At 39.0% G+C, this 23,524-nt stretch carries 20 protein-coding genes; 10 read left to right on the top strand and 10 right to left on the bottom strand.

Annotated elements, in window-relative coordinates:
* Positions 1 to 94: 94 nt before the first annotated feature.
* A complete protein-coding gene (locus ACZ1GV_RS05895; RefSeq protein ID WP_472675656.1) occupies positions 95 to 937 on the bottom strand; it encodes a pirin family protein in 843 nt (280 codons plus the stop codon).
* Between the two features lie 176 nt (positions 938 to 1,113).
* Here ACZ1GV_RS05895 and ACZ1GV_RS05890 point away from each other — a divergent pair, with 176 nt between their 5' ends.
* On the top strand, positions 1,114 to 2,094 hold the full coding sequence (locus ACZ1GV_RS05890; protein WP_472675655.1) for an ion channel: 981 nt from the start codon (positions 1,114 to 1,116) through the stop codon (positions 2,092 to 2,094).
* 169 nt (positions 2,095 to 2,263) lie between these two features.
* Here ACZ1GV_RS05890 and recD read toward each other — a convergent pair whose 3' ends face one another.
* The 5 genes from recD to ACZ1GV_RS05865 form a co-directional block, all read right to left on the bottom strand.
* Positions 2,264 to 4,231: an exodeoxyribonuclease V subunit alpha gene (gene recD / locus ACZ1GV_RS05885; RefSeq protein WP_472675654.1), complete on the bottom strand. Its 1,968-nt coding sequence runs from the start codon at positions 4,229 to 4,231 to the stop codon at positions 2,264 to 2,266.
* Positions 4,224 to 7,919, bottom strand: a complete 3,696-nt coding sequence (gene recB / locus ACZ1GV_RS05880; RefSeq protein WP_472675653.1) for an exodeoxyribonuclease V subunit beta — start codon at positions 7,917 to 7,919, stop codon at positions 4,224 to 4,226. Before recB ends, recD begins: the two co-directional genes overlap by 8 nt.
* The gene (gene recC, locus ACZ1GV_RS05875) at positions 7,916 to 11,428 is read right to left on the bottom strand and encodes an exodeoxyribonuclease V subunit gamma (protein ID WP_472675871.1); all 3,513 of its coding nucleotides are present in this window, start codon (positions 11,426 to 11,428) and stop codon (positions 7,916 to 7,918) included. Before recC ends, recB begins: the two co-directional genes overlap by 4 nt.
* Positions 11,429 to 11,450: 22 nt before the next feature.
* Complete coding sequence (locus ACZ1GV_RS05870) at positions 11,451 to 11,777, bottom strand: hypothetical protein (RefSeq protein ID WP_472675652.1); 327 nt, start codon at positions 11,775 to 11,777, stop codon at positions 11,451 to 11,453.
* Between the two features lie 131 nt (positions 11,778 to 11,908).
* Complete coding sequence (locus ACZ1GV_RS05865) at positions 11,909 to 12,289, bottom strand: DUF6122 family protein (protein WP_472675651.1); 381 nt, start codon at positions 12,287 to 12,289, stop codon at positions 11,909 to 11,911.
* A 109-nt stretch (positions 12,290 to 12,398) separates the two neighbouring features.
* On the opposite strand from ACZ1GV_RS05865, the gene xthA reads away from it, so the two are divergent.
* Complete coding sequence (gene xthA / locus ACZ1GV_RS05860) at positions 12,399 to 13,217, top strand: exodeoxyribonuclease III (protein WP_472675650.1); 819 nt, start codon at positions 12,399 to 12,401, stop codon at positions 13,215 to 13,217.
* A 54-nt stretch (positions 13,218 to 13,271) separates the two neighbouring features.
* On the opposite strand, the gene ACZ1GV_RS05855 is transcribed toward xthA, so the two are convergent.
* Positions 13,272 to 13,730: a DUF412 family protein gene (locus tag ACZ1GV_RS05855; protein WP_472675649.1), complete on the bottom strand. Its 459-nt coding sequence runs from the start codon at positions 13,728 to 13,730 to the stop codon at positions 13,272 to 13,274.
* Between the two features lie 144 nt (positions 13,731 to 13,874).
* Between ACZ1GV_RS05855 and ACZ1GV_RS05850 the strand changes: the two genes are divergently transcribed.
* The 8 genes from ACZ1GV_RS05850 to ACZ1GV_RS05815 all read left to right on the top strand — a co-directional run bounded on the left by ACZ1GV_RS05850 (position 13,875) and on the right by ACZ1GV_RS05815 (position 20,742).
* Positions 13,875 to 15,092, top strand: a complete 1,218-nt coding sequence (locus tag ACZ1GV_RS05850; RefSeq protein WP_472675648.1) for an acetate kinase — start codon at positions 13,875 to 13,877, stop codon at positions 15,090 to 15,092.
* Positions 15,092 to 17,230, top strand: coding sequence for a phosphate acetyltransferase (pta, locus tag ACZ1GV_RS05845; protein WP_472675647.1), 2,139 nt, complete (start codon positions 15,092 to 15,094; stop codon positions 17,228 to 17,230). The genes ACZ1GV_RS05850 and pta overlap by 1 nt, the downstream gene beginning before the upstream one ends.
* Positions 17,231 to 17,448: 218 nt before the next feature.
* A complete protein-coding gene (locus tag ACZ1GV_RS05840; RefSeq protein WP_472675646.1) occupies positions 17,449 to 17,835 on the top strand; it encodes an ACT domain-containing protein in 387 nt (128 codons plus the stop codon).
* A 23-nt stretch (positions 17,836 to 17,858) separates the two neighbouring features.
* Positions 17,859 to 18,371: a PTS glucose transporter subunit IIA gene (locus tag ACZ1GV_RS05835; RefSeq protein WP_472675645.1), complete on the top strand. Its 513-nt coding sequence runs from the start codon at positions 17,859 to 17,861 to the stop codon at positions 18,369 to 18,371.
* A gap of 8 nt (positions 18,372 to 18,379) precedes the next feature.
* Entirely contained in the window at positions 18,380 to 18,736 is a 357-nt protein-coding gene (locus ACZ1GV_RS05830) for an ArsC family reductase (RefSeq protein ID WP_472675644.1), read from the top strand.
* A 4-nt stretch (positions 18,737 to 18,740) separates the two neighbouring features.
* Positions 18,741 to 19,877 (top strand): succinyl-diaminopimelate desuccinylase, encoded by a 1,137-nt coding sequence (dapE, locus tag ACZ1GV_RS05825; protein WP_472675643.1) that lies wholly within the window; start codon positions 18,741 to 18,743, stop codon positions 19,875 to 19,877.
* Positions 19,874 to 20,566, top strand: a complete 693-nt coding sequence (locus ACZ1GV_RS05820; protein WP_472675642.1) for a M15 family metallopeptidase — start codon at positions 19,874 to 19,876, stop codon at positions 20,564 to 20,566. The genes dapE and ACZ1GV_RS05820 overlap by 4 nt, the downstream gene beginning before the upstream one ends.
* A complete protein-coding gene (locus ACZ1GV_RS05815; protein WP_472675641.1) occupies positions 20,566 to 20,742 on the top strand; it encodes a DUF2897 family protein in 177 nt (58 codons plus the stop codon). The genes ACZ1GV_RS05820 and ACZ1GV_RS05815 overlap by 1 nt, the downstream gene beginning before the upstream one ends.
* Here the strand turns inward: ACZ1GV_RS05815 and bioD are convergent.
* From bioD to ACZ1GV_RS05800, 3 genes are read right to left on the bottom strand one after another with little or no spacing between them, the layout of a single operon-like run.
* Entirely contained in the window at positions 20,734 to 21,432 is a 699-nt protein-coding gene (gene bioD, locus ACZ1GV_RS05810; RefSeq protein ID WP_472675640.1) for a dethiobiotin synthase, read from the bottom strand. The two genes, ACZ1GV_RS05815 and bioD, sit on opposite strands and share 9 nt — an antisense overlap.
* 24 nt (positions 21,433 to 21,456) lie before the next feature.
* Positions 21,457 to 22,284 (bottom strand): methyltransferase domain-containing protein, encoded by an 828-nt coding sequence (locus tag ACZ1GV_RS05805; RefSeq protein WP_472675639.1) that lies wholly within the window; start codon positions 22,282 to 22,284, stop codon positions 21,457 to 21,459.
* Complete coding sequence (locus tag ACZ1GV_RS05800; RefSeq protein ID WP_472675638.1) at positions 22,277 to 23,521, bottom strand: aminotransferase class I/II-fold pyridoxal phosphate-dependent enzyme; 1,245 nt, start codon at positions 23,519 to 23,521, stop codon at positions 22,277 to 22,279. Before ACZ1GV_RS05800 ends, ACZ1GV_RS05805 begins: the two co-directional genes overlap by 8 nt.
* Positions 23,522 to 23,524: the final 3 nt, after the last annotated feature.

Here is a 23,524-nt window from a genome sequence, read left to right as displayed (position 1 = left end):
TCTTTTTAAACATGTTAAAAGATAAAGCTAGCTACTATGGCTAGCTTTCATCAAATATTCAACTGTTTAACCATAAACTCTAAGTAACAAAATGTTATACAAAGTTACCCGACTGATAATCACGTAGCGCTGTATCTATCTCACTCATTGAGTTCATGACAAATGGGCCGTACTGAATAATAGGCTCGTTAATAGGCAATCCGGCTAACAATAAAAACCCAGACTCTTCTAATGCAACTAAATCAATGGCTTCACCCTCGCCTAACGTTGCTATTTGTTTCGCCGTAACAACCTGACCGTTTATTTCAAGCTTGCCATGGTAAACATAGATAAAGCCTCGTTTGTCGTTATGTATATTGGTACTTAATGAACCTTTATTAAGCGTAACGTCGTAAATTTCTGCTTCGATATCAGAGCGAACAACGGGACCTTCGGCACCCATACCATTAAATTTACCTGCAATCACTTTTATCGTCGCGTCTGCGCCTATATCTTCAGTTCCGTTTAAAACCGGTATGTCTTTTTTTGGTATATCAATGTATTTGGGTTGCTGTAGCTTGTCTTTTGCTGGCAAGTTTAGCCAAAGTTGAAAGCCAAACAACATGCCTGAATCCTGCTTAGGCGTTTCTGAATGAATAATGCCTTTGCCTGCCGTCATGTATTGCACACCGCCGGATGTTATAAGCCCGTGTCCACCAGTGGAGTCATTGTGTTCCATACTACCCTGGATCATATAGGATAACGTCTCAAAACCTTTGTGTGGGTGAGCTGGAAAACCAGCAATATAATCATCGGGATTGTCCGACCTTATTTCGTCTAACATTAAAAATGGGTCTAAGTTCCGTAATGCCGGCTGACCAATTGCGCGAGTTAAATTTACGCCGGCGCCGTCTTGCGTCGGCATACCGTTTAATACTCTTGTTATTTGTTTTTTCATAATGCGTTTCTCATTAATTCAATATACTCATCATGATAGTTAGATATTAAAAAATGTATATCGCGTTTAATTGACCCATCCTTTCTATTTTTTAGAACGTTTTTGAAACCTTGCCCCTATATTAAAAACTTGTCTATGGTTAATAACATAGGACTAATAAGACGCGTTGAGAGACTATGCAGAAAGTAACGACTTGTACCTTTGTATCGACAGATGGGGCCTGCTGTAATGAATTGGATATAGGAAATGGTTTCTGCTTTTGGCATGACGCGCATTTAGATAAGACGAACATGAAGCTTGCAATGAAGTTAGAGGAGTTTATTGCGGCTGGTGGCGTAACACAAGGACTGCGATTAAAGAAAGCAAATCTAGAAAACGTAAGGTTAGTTAATTATGGGTCCGAAACGGGATACGACTTTAGAAATTCAGATTTTTATCGTGCTAATTTACGTAACGCTCACCTTTTTAACGCTAACTTAGAAAGCTCTTCATTGATGAAGGCGCAACTGCACGATGCAGACTTGCACTGTGCCAAACTTCATAACTGTAATTTACTTGGTGTAAAGCTCAAAGGTGCTCGATTAGATAACATCAGTCTTGGCTCTCACGTCTACCAAGAAGGAATTGCAAAGTCAGCAGATAAGGAAGGCAAAAATGGAAAGGCGATCGACTTTTATGAGCAATCTGAGGAGATTTACCGTTCCTTTAGAAAAGCGGCACAAGATAATGGTTTAATGAATTTAGTTGGAGAGTTTGCATACAAAGAATTAACAATGAACAGAAAACAAAAGCCCAAATACTCCGCAGAACGTATAGGTTCAAAAATGGTTGATTTGTTTTGTGGTTATGGTGAAAAGCCGCGCAATGTCATTGCCTTCTCACTGTGGTTTATTCTGTTATGCGCAAGCATGTACTTTACGCTAGGGGTAGAGTCGAATTATGGCCCAATAGGATATAACTCAAACTATAGCTTTGCTGAAAATTTAAATCATTTTGGTTCAGCTATTTATTTTAGTGTCGTTACCTTTACAACCCTTGGTTATGGCGATATTCATCCAATTGGATTTGCCAGAGCAGTGGCGACTTTCGAGGCCTTTATAGGTAGTTTCGCCCTCGCCTTATACGTTGTGGTATTTGTAAAGAAAACAAGCAGATAATAATAACGAGTATTTTTTTTCTATTTTGGTGAAACTTATTCAAATAAGTCTGGTCTTATTTAATGAATAGCCCAGGCATCTTGAGACCGTGTTTGTGCTATTTCTTCATTATTAAGTTCCAATCCTGTTGGACAAGGCCAGCTCCCGCTGGCCTTTTTTTAATCAAACATTAATCAAACAATAATTTACTCAACCCCGACTGCCGTTGTGTGTGCTGCCCTACAGAATTAAGTATTTGGCGCTTATCACCAAAAATGGTAAACCTTTTTTTAGCTCTAGTGATTGCGGTATAAACTAGCTCTCGACTCAATAACTTATTGCCAGTTTCTTCGCCTGGCATTAATAAAACAGTGTGATCAAATTCAGAGCCTTGACTCTTATGGACTGTCATCGCGTAAACCATTTCATGAGCTGGTAAACGTTGGTTAAACAACTTAACTAACTTACCACTGCCGTCAACAAAGTAGGTCATCAATATTCCGGAAACAGGATCAGGTAACTGCAAGCCTATATCGCCATTAAATAACCCCAGGTGATAAGCATTCTCTGTTACTAATATCGGTTTACCTACATAATGCTCATGATGCCAATCAACATGTCCCAATTGCGATAGTCGCTGTTTTACTAACTTATTAATTGCTTCCACACCAAATTGACTTTGTTTTACACAACATAATATTTGTAACTTAAACAAATGTTCAAATAGCGATTTGACTTGCGACTCCTCACTTTCCGGTGTTAAACACATTATCTGCTCAAACATAGTTAAATGATGGTTAACCATTAAATTAACAACAATTCCTACAGAATGGATTTGCTGGTTTAACCAACTAAGAACAGCAGAATTTTCTAGAAATGCTTGCACACTTTGCTTATCTGTATTTATTGAGTTTTCCACCAACAAATGATCAACGGCGGTTGTTCGCCCTTCATTAACAGCTTTGGCTAAAAGACCTATTCCACCTAATGCATCAAAGCGATACGACCTTTTTAGTTCAGTGACATAAAAGAGCTGATTTTGCTGTTCGTCAGACATAGTGGTCAACGGTGAGCACACCTCAGCTAATAAGTTACCCGCTTCTACTGAGGCTAACTGTTGTTTATCACCAATCATAACCAGTTGACAATGATTAGGTAACGCAGCCATCAACTTAGCCATAAGACTTAAATCAACCATAGACGCTTCATCTAAAACTAAAACATCAATCGGCAGTTTATTATTTGCGTTGTAGTAAAACTCGTTTTGTCCTAATGGCTTTAATAATCGATGAATTGTTGAGGCTTGTAGAGGGATCAGGTTTTTGACCTCATCGCTAATATTTAATTTTTCGATTCCTTTAGCTATCGATTCCGTCAATCTAAGTGCTGCTTTACCAGTTGGCGCTGCTAATTTAATAGTAAATGAACCGATTTGGCGTTTTATAAGTTCAGGTTGTGGTAAATACATCTCGATTAACGCGGTTAATAACTTGATTACCGTTGTGGTCTTACCGGTTCCTGGCCCACCAGTAATAACAGAAAAGCGGTGACAAAGGCTGTTATATACGGCGCGGTGTTGCCAATCAATGCTTTGCGACGATTCGTCATTGTTATCCTTAAACAAGTTATCAACTAAGCTAGAGTTGCCCGTTAATACTGACTTTGGTAACCAATGATGGGCAGGTTGACAAGACTGACCTGCAATAATAAACGCGGCCACCAGCAACTCTTTTTGATAATAACGATTGAAGTACACAAAACCGTTAGCTACTACCAATGGACAATGCTCACCACAAACATCGGATTCGGTTAAGTGCGCTAACCACGACTCTTGAGGTGGCAAAGGTAGATTTGCATTCATAATCCAATCTAATGACATTAATTGGTTAAGGGCAAAACAAGTATTTTGCCTGTTTATTTCAACACTCAGCCTAGTAGCGACTAGAACGATTAAATTAAACACTTCGATTTTAGATAAGCACAATTCTCTACTAAAATAACAACCAACATGGTAATCAGCGTCAGAAATTACGCCATCTAACCTGAGCTTTTTCAATAAATGCATAACTGGCAATGCTGCGCGTTCATCATCAATAAATAATGAGTTTGCATGGTTTAAACTAGAAATGACTTGCGTATTTAGCTTAGTCTCATCCATGTTTATTAGCTCCGCCTTGTAACGCGTTACCTAAAAATTGGATTACTTCAAAAGGCACCTTATACCTATAAACACCTGTATTTATTGACATATCTGACATTCCTCGAACAAATAAATAGATACCACCAGCTACATGCTTATCGTAGTCATAATCTACTATTTTTAACGAAAGCCATTTATGTAATGCATAGCTATAAATTATTAACTGCAAATGATAGTTGTGATCGGTCATCGCTAATTTCAAATTGCCTTGATCATAAGCATCAAAGTTATCGCCTAAAAAGTTTGATTTGTAATCGATAACATAATACTGGTTATCCACTACCGCTGTTAAATCTATAAAGCCTTTTATCAGGCCTTTAAGGTTACTCTGCCTCAGTACATTGGTATTGATATTGTTGCTATCGAAACCACACATTCGCAACGCGTTACCAATGATATCACCATTAAGTGATTGAACATCAAAATAAAACTCCATTTCGTCTAATCGAGCTTGTTTATTCAGGTGCGATAGCGACCAATCATCAATATTAGTCTCAAGTACGGATTGAAGCCATTGTGATGTGCCATTAACTAGCTCGTCATCTAAGCCAAAAAGCTGCAGTGCGTCTTCAATAACCTTAGTTTGCTCAATTACGGGTACCGTAAAATCCAAATGCTCAAACATGTGATGCAAACACGAACCCGGATTAGCACCTTTTGGGAAAGTAAATCGTGTCTGATTATTGATATCAAACGTCGAGTTTGGCTCATTATCAGATTGCGACGACTGCTCATCAGTAGCGCCGGCAATAAAATGCTCACCACTGCCCACTAAAGCCGAATAACTCAGTATTCTCCAGTTCTGATCTATTTCACCGTGGAATTGATTGCAACTAAGCTCAACGTCCGATACCGATTGCGCATTTTCGCTATGTTTACCAACATCATCAAATGCAGTTTTTACATGATTGGGTTCAATAAAGCGTAATTTTGCCACCTTGGAATCCAAGGATACAAAGTGATTTTTTAGTGCTTGCTGCCAGTTAAGCTCCGAGGGTTTATTTGTATCTCGGCCTAAAATTAATCGTCCAAATGCTGACTTCTCAACGCTACTCGTTTTACTATTTGACTTGGCCTTTAGATTAAAACAGCCTAATACTAAACGTTGTTTAGCGCGGGTCATTGCAACATACAATAATCGAATATCCTCAGATAACCGTTCTTGTTCTGCGAGTTGCATCTCTATTTTACGCTTATCAACTCTTAAACTTAACCCACCTAGACGCTTAGAGTGATGAAGCGCCGTTAATTGCGCTTTAAACTCAGTCGCAAAAGGAATATATACAATTGGATATTCAAGCCCTTTTGAACCATGCATCGTAATGATTTGAACCAAGTTGTTATCAGATTCTAATCGCATTGATACTTCTTCATTGGCTTCTTTAGCATTTTCAATCACGGTTTGACGTAACCACGCCATCAACTTTTCGGGCCCGTTTTGAACTATTGATTCTTGTTGAACAAGCTCTAGCAAATGTCTGTAGTCCGTAACCTGCCTTTCAAAATCATAATTGTCTCTTTGCCAACATGCGTAGGTGTCTGCAAAATCTATTATATAATTTAACGCCGTTGATATTTTACCTTGAGACCAGAACTCGTGTGCTTGATGAAAACACACTAAGTGCTGATGCCAACTTTTACTATCGTGTTGTAATGAATACAATTGCTCTAGCGAATAACAAAAGAAATCAGTAGCTACGGCGGCTTTGACTTTTCTTTCATTGATTGGAGTATGTATTGCCTCTAAAAGACGGAGTAAGTCTTTTGCTAACGGATTGTCAAAAACACTATCTCGACTTATATAAACCGAACGCACACCTAGTTCATTAAGCGTGTTTTTAATTAACTTTGCTTGACGCCTGTTACGCACTAAAACGGCGATGTCATTAGCCTGGACCGCTGTTTTGTTGCCACTAGGTGCCTCAAAATAAGAGGTGTTAAGTTCAGAGGTTTTTAACAAAGTCGCAATATCAAGCGCACATTGTTGTGCTATTGAACTCTGAATTTCGCTAAGTGAATATCCAATAGCATCTGTGTCGGTTTCCTTCTCTGCATCTAAAGCAGAAAAGTGCATGATCTCTAATTTTGGCGATACGGCGCCATCTTCTATTAATTGAACGCTGTCATCCTTCCCTGAACCTACCGGGATAAAGGGTATCGAGTCATCTTCAAACTTATTTGGACTCGTTTCAAAAAAATGATTAATCGCTTTAATCAAGTCACGGTGCGAACGCCAGTTGGTCGATAACGTGAAATGTTGTTGGTCTGATAAATTGTTCTTGGCCTTAATATAAGTAAAAATATCGGCGCCGCGAAAACGATATATAGCTTGTTTAGGATCGCCAATCATTATCATATTGCCAGTAACATCTTGGTCTTCAGACGGTTGATAAAGACAATTAAAAATATCGTATTGCACAGGATCTGTGTCTTGAAATTCGTCAATGAATGCCAACGGGTATCTTAACTTAATGCTTCTAATGAGCGCTTCAGAGTTTTTATCGTCCGAAAAGGCTTGTTGCAATTGCAACAGTAAGTCGTCCGGCGTGAGTAGCTGTTGTTCAGCCTTGATGCCTAACGCACTAACTTCAATAAATTGTTTTGCCTGCGTTAACCAATAACCATCAAATTGGCTATCTAATAACTTATTACCTACCATTGCAAGTTGGTCAAATAATCCAGTAACCGAATGGCCAATAGGCGAATGTCCCTTTTTATAATTGCTAGCATCCGCGACATTTTCACTACACCAGATAGTTAACAAATCAAGACTCAGCGCAACACTACCTACTGGTCTTTGCGCAAAATCTTCAAGTACGGGTAATTTTGTGATCAGTTGTTTTCTACCATTCACTCCTGCATCTTTAAGCACAGCAAAAAAATCAGACGTTTGCAGTTCATTATGCAAAGCCGTGGTTAACTCTATGAATTTAGATAAGGTATTTTGATAGTCAATAGGCGCCAGCGATGGCTCGATAATGACTTGTTTATTTAGTAACTCAGCAATATCAGACAAGAGTTTACTTGGATTTGGCCAGCGCGCTCGAAAAAGTTGATATTCTATGCCTGATAGTGGCACTGCGTGTTGTCGCCAAAAGTCATATAACGCTTGTTTTACATAAGGCCGATTATCCATTTCGAAGCTTTGCTCAAACGCCATCTTTGTTTCAAAAGCAAACTGATTTAGGCATCGTTGGCAAAACCCATGAATCGTAAAAATGGATGCCTCGTCAATTAACGTAATGGCATCTTGAATTTTATGATATGCAGACAATACAGCGATCTCTCTGCTCGAATCGGCATATAAACGCATATATAACGAACTGTACTGCTCTATAATCAACTTTAATGAAAAATCTATATTCGTTGTCGAATCGTCTGCCATAAACTCAAGCAGCGCGTTTTGAGCGTCTTTAAGTTTACTTCTTATACGATCTCTTAGCTCTTGTGTTGCCGCTTCAGTGAAGGTCACCACCAATATTTGATCTATAGATAAGGGCTGTAACTGTTCAAGCTGACTATCGCGCAAACCTAGAATAGCCCTAAGATACAACGTGGTAATTGTATAGGTTTTACCCGTACCGGCACTGGCTTCAATCAGCGCGTTACTTGTTAATGGCAGGGTTAATGGATTTAGTTCATTCACTGTGACAACCCTCCTTGAGTTACATACTCTTCCATAAAGCTCTCTAGCTTTTTCATTTTACCTTCAACTTGATGCTCAACAAGTGGACAAAGTAACCTTTCGGTAATAGTAAAAAAGGCATCTTGCAAAATATGTTTAGGACCAAAATGACGGATAATGTGCTCATCCACTAATGTTCGATGATCATCAATATCATTGTTAATTTTTTGTCTAACCGATTCTATTATTTTGTGCTGAGGCACACCTTTAAGCATAGATATCGCCGAATTGTAAGCAAAGCGACCATACCATTGGATAGGCTTTGCATATTCGCTACTCGTTAAATATGCCCTTAGCCAGTCTTTCAAAAATGTAGAAGCTTGCTCTGGTTCAATATTATTAAATGAAATGAAATCTCCAGTATTGTGCGACACCAAAAAGGTCGGGCCAGGCTTGTCTGATAAACTTCGACATAAATGGATTAACCAAGCTTCAATTCGATCGTCTGCTCGCACGTCTTTTGATAGCCTTTTTACTAAGGTTAAGCCGTGATCAATTTTAAAGTCCGCGTTTAATAGTACCGACAAAGAGTCAACTTCTAATTCCATCGATAATTTAATATTGCGAGACGAGCTTGATTTAGCGTGCGCCATATACTCACTTCGCAACTGTTTTAGGTTCTCGTCCATTAAGCTTACGGTATTTTGATAATCATTGAGTAAATCTTCGCCCCATTTTCGTGGAGGAAACGCGCCTGAAGTTAACCAAGCCTGTTCCGTTTGCGATTCAATATCCGCATTTAAATCTATTAAATTCGCCACATGCTTGTAACGCTGAAGTCCATCATGCTCAAAAGATTCAACATCGCTAAAACTGTGATCATTTAAATTAAGCGATAGCCCGAGCTGTTGTCGGTAAAAATGCTTTAACGGGTTTTTCGCAAACGTAATTAACTCATCCAAATTTACATTTATCGCATTGTCGACGGGTGTTAAATCAGTACTTTTCGTTGATGTTAAAAAAGGATTATTTGTGCTATCCCAAGTGCTTTTAACGTTATCAATCTGAACATCACCAGCCTTTCCACTCAACAATCGTGAAGACTCAAACCATTGATTATTATAACTTAAACTCCACCCTGAGCCACTATTGTCGACAAAATATGAGGAGTTAAAAGGTTGCAATGCATGACGGATCATAACGTGATCCTTCACCTTTTTAGACCTCTTGCCACCAAATGGATTGTCGACAATATAACTTTCCTCTAAATAGTCAATCAGCTCACTTAGTAATACCGATGGCATTAGTTCTTGATTATTTTTATTCGACTGGCCAAGGTAACTTAAATGCAATTTTTGTCGCGCAGAGCATAAGGCTTCTAAAAATAGATAACGCTCGTCTAACTTTCTCGCCCTATCCCCTTTTCGTGGTTTATTCAGGCCAACTAAGTCAAAACTCAGTGGTTCAACGTGACGAGGAAATTCACCATCATTTAAGCCTAAAACACAAACAATGTTGAACGGAACCGAACGCATAGGCATTAATGTACAAAAGTTAACTCGCCCCGCTAGAAATCGCTGGGATACGCCCGATTCATTTAAGCCTTGTTTGAAAAAGTGTTGGACGATTAAGTTATTAATCGTGCCACTAATGTCATTATTATGCTCATATTCAATCAGTTGCTGGTTGGCTTCGCGTAGTTTTTTAGTTGAAATAAAGTCTTTGTCATTGGCGTCATCCGTGGCAAACAAGTCTGTTATTAGTTCGTCAATGCGTTGGTGCCATTGGATGACACTGGCATCGTCACTAAATCGTGCTTTTAGTTGCGCCAGATAACTCATAAACGATATGAGTTTGCCAAGAATGTTTACATTGAGCCCTTCTATGCTGGTATAACTGGCAGTACCGTGCCAAACCGATTCTTGGTCGAGGGCAAAACCTAATACCATTCTTTTTAAGCCATATAGCCAGGTATTGATGTCTTCTGCTGGCATTGACCATTGACTTTTATGCTGACCATCAACAGCCCACTTTATTTCACATTCAACCACCCAAGTCTTTATTAGTTCAAGTTCGCTTGCCTCAACATTAAATGCATCCATTACAAGTGGCACTTCCAACCAGTCCAGGACTTCACTAACGGTAAAGCGCGATGTCGGTAAACCTAATAATGAAATAAACGTATTTAACAGCGGATTTTCAATAAGCGAGCTTCTATCTGAAATACTATAAGGAATTGTTTGTTCTGGCGACTTTAGGTTTTTAGCAAAAACAGCGTCGATAAAAGGCGCGTAGTCATTAATATCAGGCACCATAACTATGATGTCTTTTGGCATTAATTCTTCGTTATCTAGCCAATGTAAGAGCTTATCTTTTAGTACTTCCAATTCACGATATCGACTATGACAGTTATGTATTTGAATACTATCGTCACCTACTGGCAGCTGTTCTTTACCAGTGTCAGCATTTAACGCCTCTATGCTTAATGGTGCGTTACTGTTTCGGTACTCTAAATTTAAAATATCATTTTGAACTTTAGTCAATATGGTATTTGCCTGATGACCAACAAAAATATCCTCGAAACCTATATCTTGCTGAGCTAGGCTATCTAGATAATCTCGCCCTACTTTGCCCCAACTAGCTAATAGCGGATTCCCAGTTACGAAATAATCCAGTTTATGTTGGTTGTTTGTAGTAACCACTTTGCTTTGCGCCTGGCTAAGTCTTGCTAACGTTTTTTCACTTATAATGTCACCCCAATATATGCTACAGGGGTTAAACCACAATATATTAACTTCAATATGTTGGCTAAGCGCACTAAGCACTTCAACCTGATGAGAAGGTAGGCTTGAGATACCAAACACAAACAAACGACTTGGTAATGCATCTTTTATTTTGGCTGGATCACTGTTGTTAATCTTGTCCAATAGGTCTAAGTGCAATGATGCTCGATGGTGCGCATTTTGGCCTGACTGTTCAATGTCACCACAAACACCACGCCATAGAATGGCCTGCCATTTTTGTAAACCAATATCATCGGTGCCTGGCAAGTCGTCATTGCCTTGTTGCCAATAGCTTAACCACTCTGGTCGATAGACTAAATAATTGTCGTAGGCGTCAGCAATTTTTTCACTTAACTGGAACCTTCTTAAGTTAGCGAACGATGACAGCTGGGTATTGTTTTGCGCAAGATATTCTGTGATTGCTAAAAATTCTGGATTGTCTGAATAATTTGGTAATAACTGATAGATTTTCCAACGTAATCGATCTTTGTTAAATGCGCTTGTCTTAGGGACATCAGGGATCAAAGATTGATACAACGACCATATAAAACTGCTAGGTAGCGGGAACTTTAAATTTGCGGCAATACCAAGTTGTTGTGCTATTTGTATTTTCAGCCATTCCGACATCCCAGGGCTCTGCACCCAAATGGTATCTCCACTAAATACATGACTCTCTGGATTTAATTTTATTTGCTCTGACAACAAGGTAACAAGAGCTTCTAAACGGTTGGACTGATAAACAGTAATATTTGGGGATAATTGTTGATTGTTAATATTGATGTCCTAAATATTTATCAATTAAGTTTGAAACATGCTCCATGGCTTCTGTCTCTATAGATTCTTCATCTTTATTAATTAACAGCAGCATTTTATTTGCTTGTTCTGAACTGAGGTGTTTGCCATTTATGAAAAAGTCAATTTCAGGCAGTGTTTTGTCGTATCTTGGCACAACATTCCAGGTTATCAGATGATTATGAATTTTTTGAAAATATCGGTTGGCTACAACACAATAGTCTTCTACATGATCAAGGCCTTGTGGCCCTAACGACCCTGGTTCCACTCTTAACAGTACACATAATTTTGTATCGCTTGGCATACGCAGGCCTCTTCAGTCGTAACACTGCTAATAATTTCTTTTTTTTAATACACTTACAAAAGATATTTAAAAATACTACTGAGTAAAAAAAGAAATGGCAATGTAAAAATACTTAGATAGGATTGTAGTTGCTACATCATCCATACGCCCAAATTTATTTTGCAATCAATACTATCTAACACCATATGTATGATAAGACCGGCACCTATGATACGTGTTTTTGGCCATAGCAATAACGCACTATAAAGACAAACAAATGGCCAAGTATGTAAAGGATGAAACCCCATACTACAACGCATCGGATCGTAAATTGGTGTTGCGAGCAGATGATCGATGTCAATGACCATAGTCATCATCATTATTATGAATGCTTTTTGCCAACTTTTACGAAAGAAAATAAATGCTACCAATAACGGCACTAAAAAGTGTAGAAATATGTGAAAAATAATACGTTTCCTCGAATATAAGCTATCTCGGAATATTACGAATCCTTCCGCTGTTTCGCTAGTCATATTTAATATTTCACATAAATATTCGCTGTTGCAAAACGTTGCCTAATTTCAAGTGCTGAGGCATGATCTCAAAATAAGTATGATAACGAACCTTCAATAAGCGAATTTTATGAAAATTATTTCTTTTAATATTAATGGACTAAGAGCACGCCTACACCAACTAGAAGCGCTTATAACTAAGCACAATCCAGATGTCATTGGTCTTCAAGAAACAAAAGTACATGATGAGGCATTTCCAGAGGAAGCCGTCACTGCGATGGGTTACAAAGTATTTTATCACGGTCAAAAAGCACACTACGGTGTCGCCATGTTAGTCAGAAATGATATCGCAGAGCACATATCTAATGTTCAAAAAGGATTTCCAACGGATAACGAAGACCATCAAAAGCGCATGGTCATGGTTACTTTTGACTATAACGGTAAGCCGGTTACCGTTTTAAACGGTTACTTCCCTCAAGGCGAAAGCATAGATCACGAAGTAAAATTTCCCTACAAACGTGCTTTTTATAACGATTTAATGACTTATTTAAACGAATATAGAAACGCTGATGAGGCGGTTATTGTGATGGGTGATATTAATATCTCTCCGACAGACCTAGACATTGGTATTGGTGAGCCGAATAGAAAACGTTGGCTTAAAACCGGTAAATGCTCGTTTCAACCAGAAGAGCGTGAATGGTTGTCTCGACTATTAAACTGGGGGTTACACGACACATTTAGAAGCTTACACCCTACTAAAGGTGAACAATACTCTTGGTTCGATTATCGCTCTCGTGGTTTTGATGACAATAGAGGCTTACGCATTGATGTAATATTAGCGACGCCGTTACTGAATGATAAGGTAATTGACGCTGGTATAGATTATGAACTTCGTGGAATTGAAAAACCATCTGATCATGCGCCTATTTGGTCCACTTTTGACATATAAATAAACATTTCATAATTGTTTAAATTGTTAAGCAATAACTTGAGTCACGTTGGGTTATTGCTTAAACAGCTGGTTTAATAATAAAGCTAAGTCCATAAAGGTTAATCGACTATTCGGTTTCCTGCTTATTACATAACTATTTACCGGTTTCGATTCTTCAAAACTTGCCTGAACTTGTTGTTGAGCAATTATTTTATGTTCAATCTCTCTGTACCAGTTTTGTAAACTAATGGGCAAACGCCTATTTGCTTGTTGTCCTAATTGATAATAACCATGGGCTGGAATTGACAAGATCAATAATGACATCGACAAAGCCGTTTGCAATGATTCAATCCCCAAATAGTATATTTGTAACCACACCGTGACTAACGCAATCGCCGGGGCAGCAGTCATAGATAGATCTGTTAAACGAATCGCCTTGGTTTGTTCAAACATCAGTAAATAAGGCTCTTTTTTTGGCCATGTTTGACTGAATTTGTAACCTAAGTAAAAGGTATTTTTTAAAATAGTCATGCCCCCAAATCTAATTAAACGTTATACTGATAAAGATAACCTAAACAACGAATTTTGAAAACTTTCTAAGGCATCTATCGGCAGCACCAAAAGGTCATATGCTTTAGAAATCCAAACCAACTTGCTATGTAGCGTAAGGATAATATGAGCTCTAATACCCATGTTCTTGTTCTCAATTGTGGTAGTTCTTCGTTTAAGTTTGCCTTAATCGACAGCCAATCTGGAAACCAACTGCTTTCGGGCTTAGCCGAAAAACTTGGCCATACTGATGCCATTATAACGATTAAACGTAATGGTGAAAAAAATAGTTTAGCGCTTGGCGAACATAATCAACATGTTGATGCTATTAAGGTCCTGGTTGGCACTTTAAAACAATTAGGACTAGACGATGGTATTAGTGCGATTGGACACCGTGTTGTGCATGGTGGTGAAGCATTTACCGAGTCTGCTATTATCGATGATGACGTTATTTTCGCTATAGAAGCCGTATCTGCCCTTGCACCATTACATAATCCCGCCAATTTAATTGGTATTAAGGCTGCCCAAGTGGCGTTTCCAGGTGTACCGCAAGTAGCTGTGTTTGACACTGCATTTCACCAAACTATGCCAGCTAAGGCATTCATGTACGGTATAGACAAAAACCTCTACAAAGACAAAGGTATTCGCCGTTATGGCTTTCATGGCACTAGCCACTATTTTGTTAGTCAAAAAGCGGCAGAATGGTTAGATAAATCAACAAAAGATACGTCTGTAATTACCGTACACCTAGGCAATGGTTGTTCAGTCTGCGCAGTTAACGACGGTAAAAGCATGGACACATCGCTGGGAATGACACCATTAGAAGGTTTAATGATGGGTACCCGAAGTGGTGATATCGATCCCGGTGTGATTATTCACCTTATGAAGCAATACAATTACGACGCTTCTCAAATTGATGATTTATTAAATAAGCAAAGTGGTATGTTAGGTTTAAGCCAGTTGTCCAACGACTGTCGAACTCTTGAAGACGCGTTAAACGATGCTGACAACGACAAACGACAAGCGGCACAGTTAACTCTTGAGGTTTTTAGTTATCGTGTTGCCAAGTATATTGCAAGCTACACTTGTGCTCTCACTCATTTAGATGCCGTTGTTTTCACAGGTGGTATCGGTGAAAACTCAAGTTACATTCGAAATAGAATCGTTAAGCATCTATCTCTACTAGGTTTAACTATCGATGAAAGTAAAAACCAACAAGCTCGATTTGGACAGGCTGGTGCTATCCACGACTCTACATCCAGAACTCCTATTATTGTTATACCAACGAATGAAGAATGGGTAATTGCACAGGACGCTGCGCGCTTAACAAAGGAGGAAAAATAATGGCTCATAGAATTATGTTAGTGCCGGTCGGCTCCGGGGTTGGACTTACTTCAGTAACTTTAGGTTTATTTAGAGCTCTTGAGAACAAAGCGGTAAAAATGAATTTTTTCAAGCCAATATCACAGCCAATAAGTGGCGATAAAGGTCCTGAAAAAACAACGCAAATACTTCGAAACTTAAGCCACATTGATCCCCCAGAGCCTTTTTCACTGCACTACGCTGAAACGCTCATTGGCGACGATAATGTCGATATCTTACTAGAAGAAATTGTCGAACGTTTTGAGTCTCATATAAAAGAAGATGAAGCAGTAATTATAGAAGGTTTGGTACCGACTAAAGATCAAGCCTATGTCAATAAAATAAATCGACAAATTGCTACTGCACTCGGTGCTGATGTTGTGTTTGTTATTGCACCGGGCAATACATCAATTACCGCACTCGAAGATCAACTCGAAATTGCAGCCAATAATTATGGTGGATTTAAAAACGAACATGTCATTGGCGCCATTTTTAACAAGATAAATGCACCTCGCGACCTGAAAGGAAACTTAGCAAACGACTTTTCTGAAGTATTAGTTGAAAGTGAGTTTATTGATGAGTCTACCAGTTACCGAAAGCTATCTATTTTCAATAAAAATTTTAGCCTACTTGGTTGCGTACCTTGGAATTCAGACTTAATAGCACCTAGAGTTAAAGACCTAGCCGAATATTTAGAAGCTAAAGTAATTAATGAAGGTGACCTAGAGTTCCGCCGCCTTAGATCAATTACTGTGTGTGCAAGAACAGTAGGAAACATTCTTGGTCGAGTTCGACCTGGTGTGCTGCTAGTTACTCCAGGTGACCGATCTGATGTACTTGTTGCCGCTTCCCTCTCCGCAATGAATGGTACAAAACTAGGCGCCATCCTGCTCACTGGTGGGTTTCAACCAGAACCTTCTATATTAGAGTTGTGTAAACAGGCCTTCGAGAAAGGTTTGCCTGTGTTATCAACTAAGAGTGATACGTGGGATACGGCATTATTGCTACAACGATTCAACATGGAGGTTCCTGTTGATGACGAGCAACGCATAGAACGAGTTAAAGACCACACCGCAAGTCACATTAGCGATGAATGGATAACAAGTTTAACGAAAAACGTCGCAAAGGTAAGAAAACTATCCCCCGCTGCTTTTCGTTATAACCTTACCGATAAAGCGAGAAAAGCAAACAAGACTATTGTACTGCCTGAAGGCAATGAGCCGCGAACTATTAAAGCTGCAGCCATTTGCGGTAAACGCGGAATAGCAAAATGTGTATTGCTTGGCGACCCAGAAGAAATAATGCTGGTGGCAGAACAACAAGGGGTTGAGCTAAACGATAATGTCATCATAAAGAATCCTGAAAAAATTCGTCATCGTTATATAGCTCCTATGGTTGAGCTTAGAAAACACAAGGGACTTACTGAAGTTGTTGCTGAAGAGCAACTTGAAGATAATGTCGTTCTTGGCACCATAATGTTGGCACAAGATGAAGTAGATGGCCTTGTTTCTGGAGCGGTAAATACCACAGCTAATACAATCCGGCCACCACTGCAATTAATCAAAACTGCAGAAGGCGCTAGCTTGGTTTCTTCAGTGTTTTTTATGCTTTTGCCTGACCAAGTTTTGGTTTACGGTGATTGCGCAATTAATCCAGATCCAAACGCCGAGCAATTAGCGGATATTGCAATTCAATCTGCTGACTCAGCACAAGCGTTTGGCATTGAGCCTAAAGTGGCGATGATCAGTTATTCCACTGGCACGTCTGGCACTGGTGCAGATGTTGATAAAGTTAGACAGGCTACTCAAATAGCTAAGCAAAAACGTCCAGATTTGATCATTGATGGTCCTTTGCAATACGACGCCGCGGTTATGGAAAATGTTGCTCGGAAAAAAGCCCCCAACAGTCCTGTAGCAGGTCAAGCGACGGTATTTATATTTCCAGATTTAAATACCGGTAATACGACTTATAAAGCTGTCCAGCGAAGTGCCGATGTAGTCAGTATTGGGCCTATGTTACAAGGGATGAGAAAACCCGTTAATGATCTTTCAAGGGGCGCTTTAGTTGATGATATCGTCTATACAATTGCTTTAACTGCGATCCAGGCGTCGCAAGTTTAGGATCACTTTACTAATTATTAAGCACTGATTCTTTTTTAAACCATTTGATGAAGTGCTTATAATTCAAGGGCTAAAGAGAGTTACACCGAGTAACCAACATACTTATCCACAGATATTGTGAGTAACATATGTTTAAGTAACTGATCTTTAGAAAATTTCGTAGTAGTATCATAATTGAAAACTTGTTAGCTAATTTGTATAAAGAGATTTGACTTACCATGCCAAAACAAACGCTTCAACTACTCGACTCGCAACTCTCCATTCATAGCCTCCCCCCAGAGCAGGCTATACCATCGGAAGTATTGCAATCAGAATTGTTTTTTATTGGCAAAACAACCGATGAAGTTTCTATTGTATGCCTTTCAGATATTGAATTAGAAAGCGAAGAAACTGAGCCCGGCTGGCAAGCATTAGAAGTGTTAGGTCCACTGGGATTTTCATTAACGGGAATTTTATCCAACATTTCCGGTGTATTAGCTAGCGCCAATATTAGTATTTTTGCAGTCTCTACCTTTGAAACTGACTATATTCTAGTAAAGGCGTTACATATGGGCGATGCCGTTACCGCTCTGCGTAAAAATGGTTATAAAGTATTAACCGACTAATATCGTCATTACACGGAATACTTATGTCACATAGTAGGTTCAACTCAATTACGCGCAACGCCAGTCCTGAAAAGGTAAAAGGCATAAAAATCCTTGCACCGGCCTCTGGCAAAGTAGAGATAATCTCCGATCCAGCGCTATTAGCCTTGGGTGAAGGAGTGGATATTTATTTAACTAGCCATCATGTTGTGTCTCCGGTAAATGGAACTGTAGTTGATATTCAACCTAGCCATGCGAGAGTCATCATTCAAGCCAAAAATAAATTGAAATTTTTAATACAGTTACCATCAAGCTATACAGCACAAATGGGATTAGGCATTGGTTGTATCGTTAAAAAAGGCGACAGTGTAGCGTCAGGTCAGCCGATTTTAAATTTGGATTTATACAAAATACAGCAACACCTAAAACCAATTACATTGCAATTTCTAATCCTTGATAGCGCGCCTTTTGGACGCATTCAAGTTCCTCATAAAACGGTCGAAGTGAATCAAGACACCATTTTTAGTTTGGTTGCACTTCCAAAACATATTAAGTAGTCAAAAATATGAATTCAATTACGTTATACGGTATAAAAAACTGCGACACGATAAAAAAAGCCAAGAAATGGTTAGACACAAACGATATTGACTATGTTTTTCATGATTATCGGGTTGATGGCATTGACGAAGCTTGGTTAAAAGAGGTGGTGGAGCATTTAGATTGGGAAGTCGTCTTAAACAAACGAGGCACTACCTATCGCCAATTGGATGATGCTTTAAAAAACAACTTGTCAAAGGAAGTGGCTGTTGAACAAATGTTATTGCAACCAGCGATGATCAAACGCCCTATTCTAATTGCTAGCGACGGTTCATATCATATCGGCTTTAAAGAACAGCAATACCAAAAAGTGTTTGGGAAGTAGACTAATGAGTCATGAACATGAAACTATTACATTGGCAAAGGAATTAATTTCACGACCGTCAGTAACCCCGCATGATGAAGGTTGTCAGGCACTTATGGCTAGTTATTTAGCGCCATTAGGATTTGATATTGAATCGATGTTTTTCGTTGATACAGAAAATATGTGGGCACGTAAAGGCTCAGAGTCACCCGTATTTTGTTTTGCTGGACACACAGATGTGGTGCCAACTGGAGATGTAAAGCACTGGCAAACTCCACCGTTCGAACCAACAGAATTAAATGGCTATCTGCATGGTCGAGGCGCTGCTGACATGAAAGGCAGTTTGGCTGCTATGGTCATTGCCACTAAGCGCTTTATTAATGATTACCCAAACCACAAAGGCAGTATTGCATTTTTAATTACTAGTGATGAAGAAGGCCCTTTTATCAACGGTACAACTCGGGTTATTGACGTACTTGAAGCGCGTAATGAAAAAATAAATTATTGCATTGTTGGTGAGCCATCGAGTACCAATGAAGTTGGCGATATTGTGAAAAATGGCCGTCGTGGCTCATTAACAGGTACGTTAACCGTTAAAGGAACACAAGGTCATGTGGCCTATCCACACTTGGCTGAAAATCCTATTCATACCTCAGCAGCGTTTGTCGCTGAGTTGAGTGCAGCAACTTGGGACGCCGGAAACGAGTTTTTCCCTCCAACATCGATGCAAATATCTAACATTAATGGCGGCACTGGCGCCGGTAATGTTATTCCAGGCGAAATGACATTACAGTTTAACTTCAGATATTCAACGGAAGTTACTGACCACCAGTTAATTGAACAAGTAGAACAAATACTTTCAAAGCATAACTTTGAATATCAGTTGGATTGGATTCACAATGGCCAACCATTTTTAACTGATGAAGGTACACTTTTAGATAGTGTTAATACCGCTATAACTAAAGTTGTCGGAAAGCCCGCTGTGTTATCAACTTCAGGTGGAACATCAGATGGTCGCTTTATTGCACCAACGGGTGCGCAAGTGATTGAACTTGGGCCATGCAACGCTACCATCCATAAAGTAAATGAATGCGTTAAGATCACTGACTTAGAGTTACTTACTGATATGTATTACAACACCTTGGTTGGCTGTTTGTTGTGATTAAGCAGGCGCTTGGCTTAGATGATAGCCACCTATTTGTTTTAAAAAACAATTTGGACAACAATCAGCGTCTTCACAAAGCGATTGAGGCCGATTACCGAGCATTAATCGCTAGTGCTAATGAGGCCGGTTATAATTTACAAGTCGCATCTGGTTATCGCGATTTTAACCGCCAGTCTATGATATGGAATAATAAATTTACCGGTCAGCGCCCTGTCCAAGCTTTAAATGGAAAGGTCATTGATATAGAAAGTAAGTTCGGCTTTGATAAACTTGCGTCTATACTTACATTCTCGGCATTACCTGGGCTTAGTCGACATCATTGGGGCAGTGATTTTGACTATTATGATGCGTCAACAATAGCACCAGAGTACCAGTTGCAACTTGAATCACATGAGTATCAATCGGGTGGACCGTTTTCAGGGTTATCTGATTGGCTTGATAACAACGCAAAGAGATTTGGTTTTTTTAAACCTTATGCCGTATACCAAGGCGGAGTTGCATCAGAGCCTTGGCATTTATCTCACATTAAAATTGCTTCACAGTACGAATCAACAATCAAAAATCTTACAAAAGATGAGTTTTTCAAAATTTTGAATGATCACAAGGTCCAAGGCACTGATATTATCTCTGAACACTTTGACACCATATTACAACAATACGTATTTAACATAGTGGAGCCAAGTTAATGAACTGGACAGCCTTCTTTATTATCATCGTTGTGCTTGGCGTCATTGTTAGTAATATTATGCTACTAAAATACTCTGCTAAAATGTCGATGAAAAATATTAATCAAGATCCAATTGATCAAGCAAAGGCTAAGCTCAAAGAACGCGAAGAACACAAACCAAATGATTCAGATTAGCTTTGTTTGGTTTTTATCTACCTCGAACAAGCATTCTATGCCATACACGTCATTAAGTTTTTGGGTCAGGTATTGTGTATTTTTAAGATGCACATCACCTTTCCCTTCTACAAAATTAGCAATCCAACCAACTAACTGGCATCCCGATGCTTTAATAGCTTGTGCGGTTAAAAGTGCGTGATTAAGGCACCCTAATCGAATTCCCACGACTAAAATTACAGGGAGTCGTTTGGCCGCTACCCAATCGGACAATAGTTGTTGATTATTTAACGGTAAATGCCACCCGCCCGCACCTTCAATTAAGGTTAATTCAGCCAAAGATAATGCTTTAGGTAACAGTTCATCTAATTGTTGAAACGATAATGGTCGTTGTTCGATCTCGGCTGCAATATGCGGTGCTATTGGCTGTTTAAATACAATAGGATTAATTTCATTTAACGAATATCGCTTATTGCTCGCCTGCCATAATCTATAGGCATCTTCATTTAACTCAGTTCCATCTCCATCTAACAAATGACTCTCAACGCCTGCAGATATCGGTTTAAATGGATTTACATCAATACCAAGCGAATTCATGTGTCTAAGTAGTAAAGAGGTGCAATACGTTTTACCTATTTCTGTATCGGTACCCGTTATAAAAATTGCCGGATATTCTGTTAAGTTTTGGACTTTCTTATCTAATTGACTCATCTAAACCCTCTCGCAATAAGTTGATCACTTATTTATAACAACCGTCTTTACGCGGTATGTGGCTGGCACCAAATTTGTATCTTTATTGGCAAATAGGTCTCTGTAATGATGTTCCATTAGCTGCCATTTTCTTTTACCAATTAGACCTTTCTGGTTGCGATTATTTACTAGGTTCGCGCCCAAAGACTTTAATTCCTTTGCTAAAGACAAAGCATCTGAATACCAATAAACCAATTTATGTTGGCTACATTGAATACTAGAAGAATCCAAATCTGATAGGGATTGTTCAATAGCGTTCGAATTCTGATATTGGTGAATATGCCTGTCACTATCCACAAGCGCCCATGCTGCTTCTAGCTCATAAAGACTACCCGGCAATAAAGTACTAATGACGGCGGTACCACCAGGCTTCAATACTCTATCAACTTCAGTAATTACCGTATTAAAATCACACCATTGCACCATCAAATTCGAGAATACCCAGTCAATACTGCTTGTTTGAAGCGGTAAAGAGTGGCTGTCGCCACAAACCTTATTATTTACCGCTGGGTTAGTATTTAACATAGAGTTACTCAAATCTAGGCTAATTAACTCACCAGGTAAAACATCTAATTGGGGCTGAAATAACCCTGGACCGCAACCAAGATCAAGTCCCCATTTCATTCCGTCAGCATCGCTTTTAGTGTCAATATTTGCGCACAATTTTTCCTGCAATGCGTTAATTAATAGCTTACCTGTTTCAAGTTGCAGCTGCGCTTTGTTTCTATATGTTAACGCTGAATTGCCAAAGTGAAATGCAACTTTTTGTGTTGATATTGTAGAAAATTTACTTTCGATATTTGTACTAATCACTATGCCCAACCTCACCAGTGCTTGTTTTTGGTAAACTAAACACCTTAACCAAACAATCAACTAAACCACTAATATCATTAGACTTATGATCAGACGTTATGGTCACGCGTAACCTTGATTTTCCTTTAGCAACCGTTGGTGTTCGTATCGCCGTTAACCAAATACCATGCTGTTTCAGTTGCTCAGTCATTTTCAGTGCATGCTCTTCATCACCAACAACTATAGGTTGAATTGCGGTGTCAGAATCGAGCACTGGCAAGCCATATTTTGCCGCTAGGTTTTTAAATAGTTTAATATTTTGTTGTAGCTTTTGTTGCCGGTCTGCATCATTTAACTTATGGAGATTAAACTGTACTGCGGCACATTGCAGAGGTGACAAATGCGTGGAATAAATATAGTCCTTACAAAAGTTCTCTAGATATTGGCAAATATCATTTTTAGCAATAACCGCAGCCCCTTGTGCCCCCAAACTTTTACCAAAAGTGACAACATAAATGTCAACGTCAGACAAGGTAATACCGGACGTATGTAATGAATGTCTACTAATACCAAAGCCATGTGCATCATCGACCATTAGTAGCGTATTGGTTTGACGAGCAATTTTTGAAATTTCAATAAGTGGCGACCTATCGCCATCCATACTAAATACGCCTTCCGTTGCTAACAGTCGCTTTTGTAGTGGACCACTTTTTGTGTTTAATAATTTTGTTAGATGTTCAACATTATTATGATTAAAACGTTTTTGCGTTAAATGCCCGGCCGCTTGAAGTTTAGTGCCTGCATCGATCAACGAGGCATGATTTAACTTGTCTTGAAACAATTGGCTTGAGTTATCTTTATCTTTAAATAGCGCATTAATAACACCATTATTTGCTGCATAACCAGAGCTAAATAAAACCGCACTATAGTCATCCGGTGCGTCAACATAGTTCAGTAAGTCGTCAATCAACGCTTTATGTTGATAAGAAAAACCGGTTACAAGTGGACTTGCCATTGAACCGCTACTGCAATTGTTGCCGGTTATCCCAAGTCTAGTGTCTTGCCACTTATTAAATTCAGTTAAGCAAAACGATGAAGCTAAACCTAGATAATCATTGCTTGAGTAATTGCGGTAATGATTTCCGTTGTAAACTAACTCTGTTGACGATACATATTCAAACGCACGACGAGAACGCAACAAACTATGTTCATCGCGCTTCTTTAACTCTTCAGCTATAAAATTACTAAACGCAGTCATGAC

The sequence above is a fragment of the Psychrosphaera sp. HA2-10 genome, assembly GCF_055693745.1.
This window is presented reverse-complemented; position numbering and strand designations above follow the sequence as displayed.

Coding starts and splice junctions, on each gene's coding strand:
- ACZ1GV_RS05895 (WP_472675656.1), bottom strand. CDS start 937: ATGAAAAAACAAATAACAAGAGTATTAAACGGTATGCCGACGCAAGAC.
- ACZ1GV_RS05890 (WP_472675655.1), top strand. CDS start 1,114: ATGCAGAAAGTAACGACTTGTACCTTTGTATCGACAGATGGGGCCTGC.
- recD (WP_472675654.1), bottom strand. CDS start 4,231: ATGGATGAGACTAAGCTAAATACGCAAGTCATTTCTAGTTTAAACCAT.
- ACZ1GV_RS05870 (WP_472675652.1), bottom strand. CDS start 11,777: ATGCCAAGCGATACAAAATTATGTGTACTGTTAAGAGTGGAACCAGGG.
- ACZ1GV_RS05865 (WP_472675651.1), bottom strand. CDS start 12,289: ATGACTAGCGAAACAGCGGAAGGATTCGTAATATTCCGAGATAGCTTA.
- xthA (WP_472675650.1), top strand. CDS start 12,399: ATGAAAATTATTTCTTTTAATATTAATGGACTAAGAGCACGCCTACAC.
- ACZ1GV_RS05855 (WP_472675649.1), bottom strand. CDS start 13,730: ATGACTATTTTAAAAAATACCTTTTACTTAGGTTACAAATTCAGTCAA.
- ACZ1GV_RS05850 (WP_472675648.1), top strand. CDS start 13,875: ATGAGCTCTAATACCCATGTTCTTGTTCTCAATTGTGGTAGTTCTTCG.
- pta (WP_472675647.1), top strand. CDS start 15,092: ATGGCTCATAGAATTATGTTAGTGCCGGTCGGCTCCGGGGTTGGACTT.
- ACZ1GV_RS05840 (WP_472675646.1), top strand. CDS start 17,449: ATGCCAAAACAAACGCTTCAACTACTCGACTCGCAACTCTCCATTCAT.
- ACZ1GV_RS05835 (WP_472675645.1), top strand. CDS start 17,859: ATGTCACATAGTAGGTTCAACTCAATTACGCGCAACGCCAGTCCTGAA.
- ACZ1GV_RS05830 (WP_472675644.1), top strand. CDS start 18,380: ATGAATTCAATTACGTTATACGGTATAAAAAACTGCGACACGATAAAA.
- dapE (WP_472675643.1), top strand. CDS start 18,741: ATGAGTCATGAACATGAAACTATTACATTGGCAAAGGAATTAATTTCA.
- ACZ1GV_RS05815 (WP_472675641.1), top strand. CDS start 20,566: ATGAACTGGACAGCCTTCTTTATTATCATCGTTGTGCTTGGCGTCATT.
- bioD (WP_472675640.1), bottom strand. CDS start 21,432: ATGAGTCAATTAGATAAGAAAGTCCAAAACTTAACAGAATATCCGGCA.
- ACZ1GV_RS05800 (WP_472675638.1), bottom strand. CDS start 23,521: ATGACTGCGTTTAGTAATTTTATAGCTGAAGAGTTAAAGAAGCGCGAT.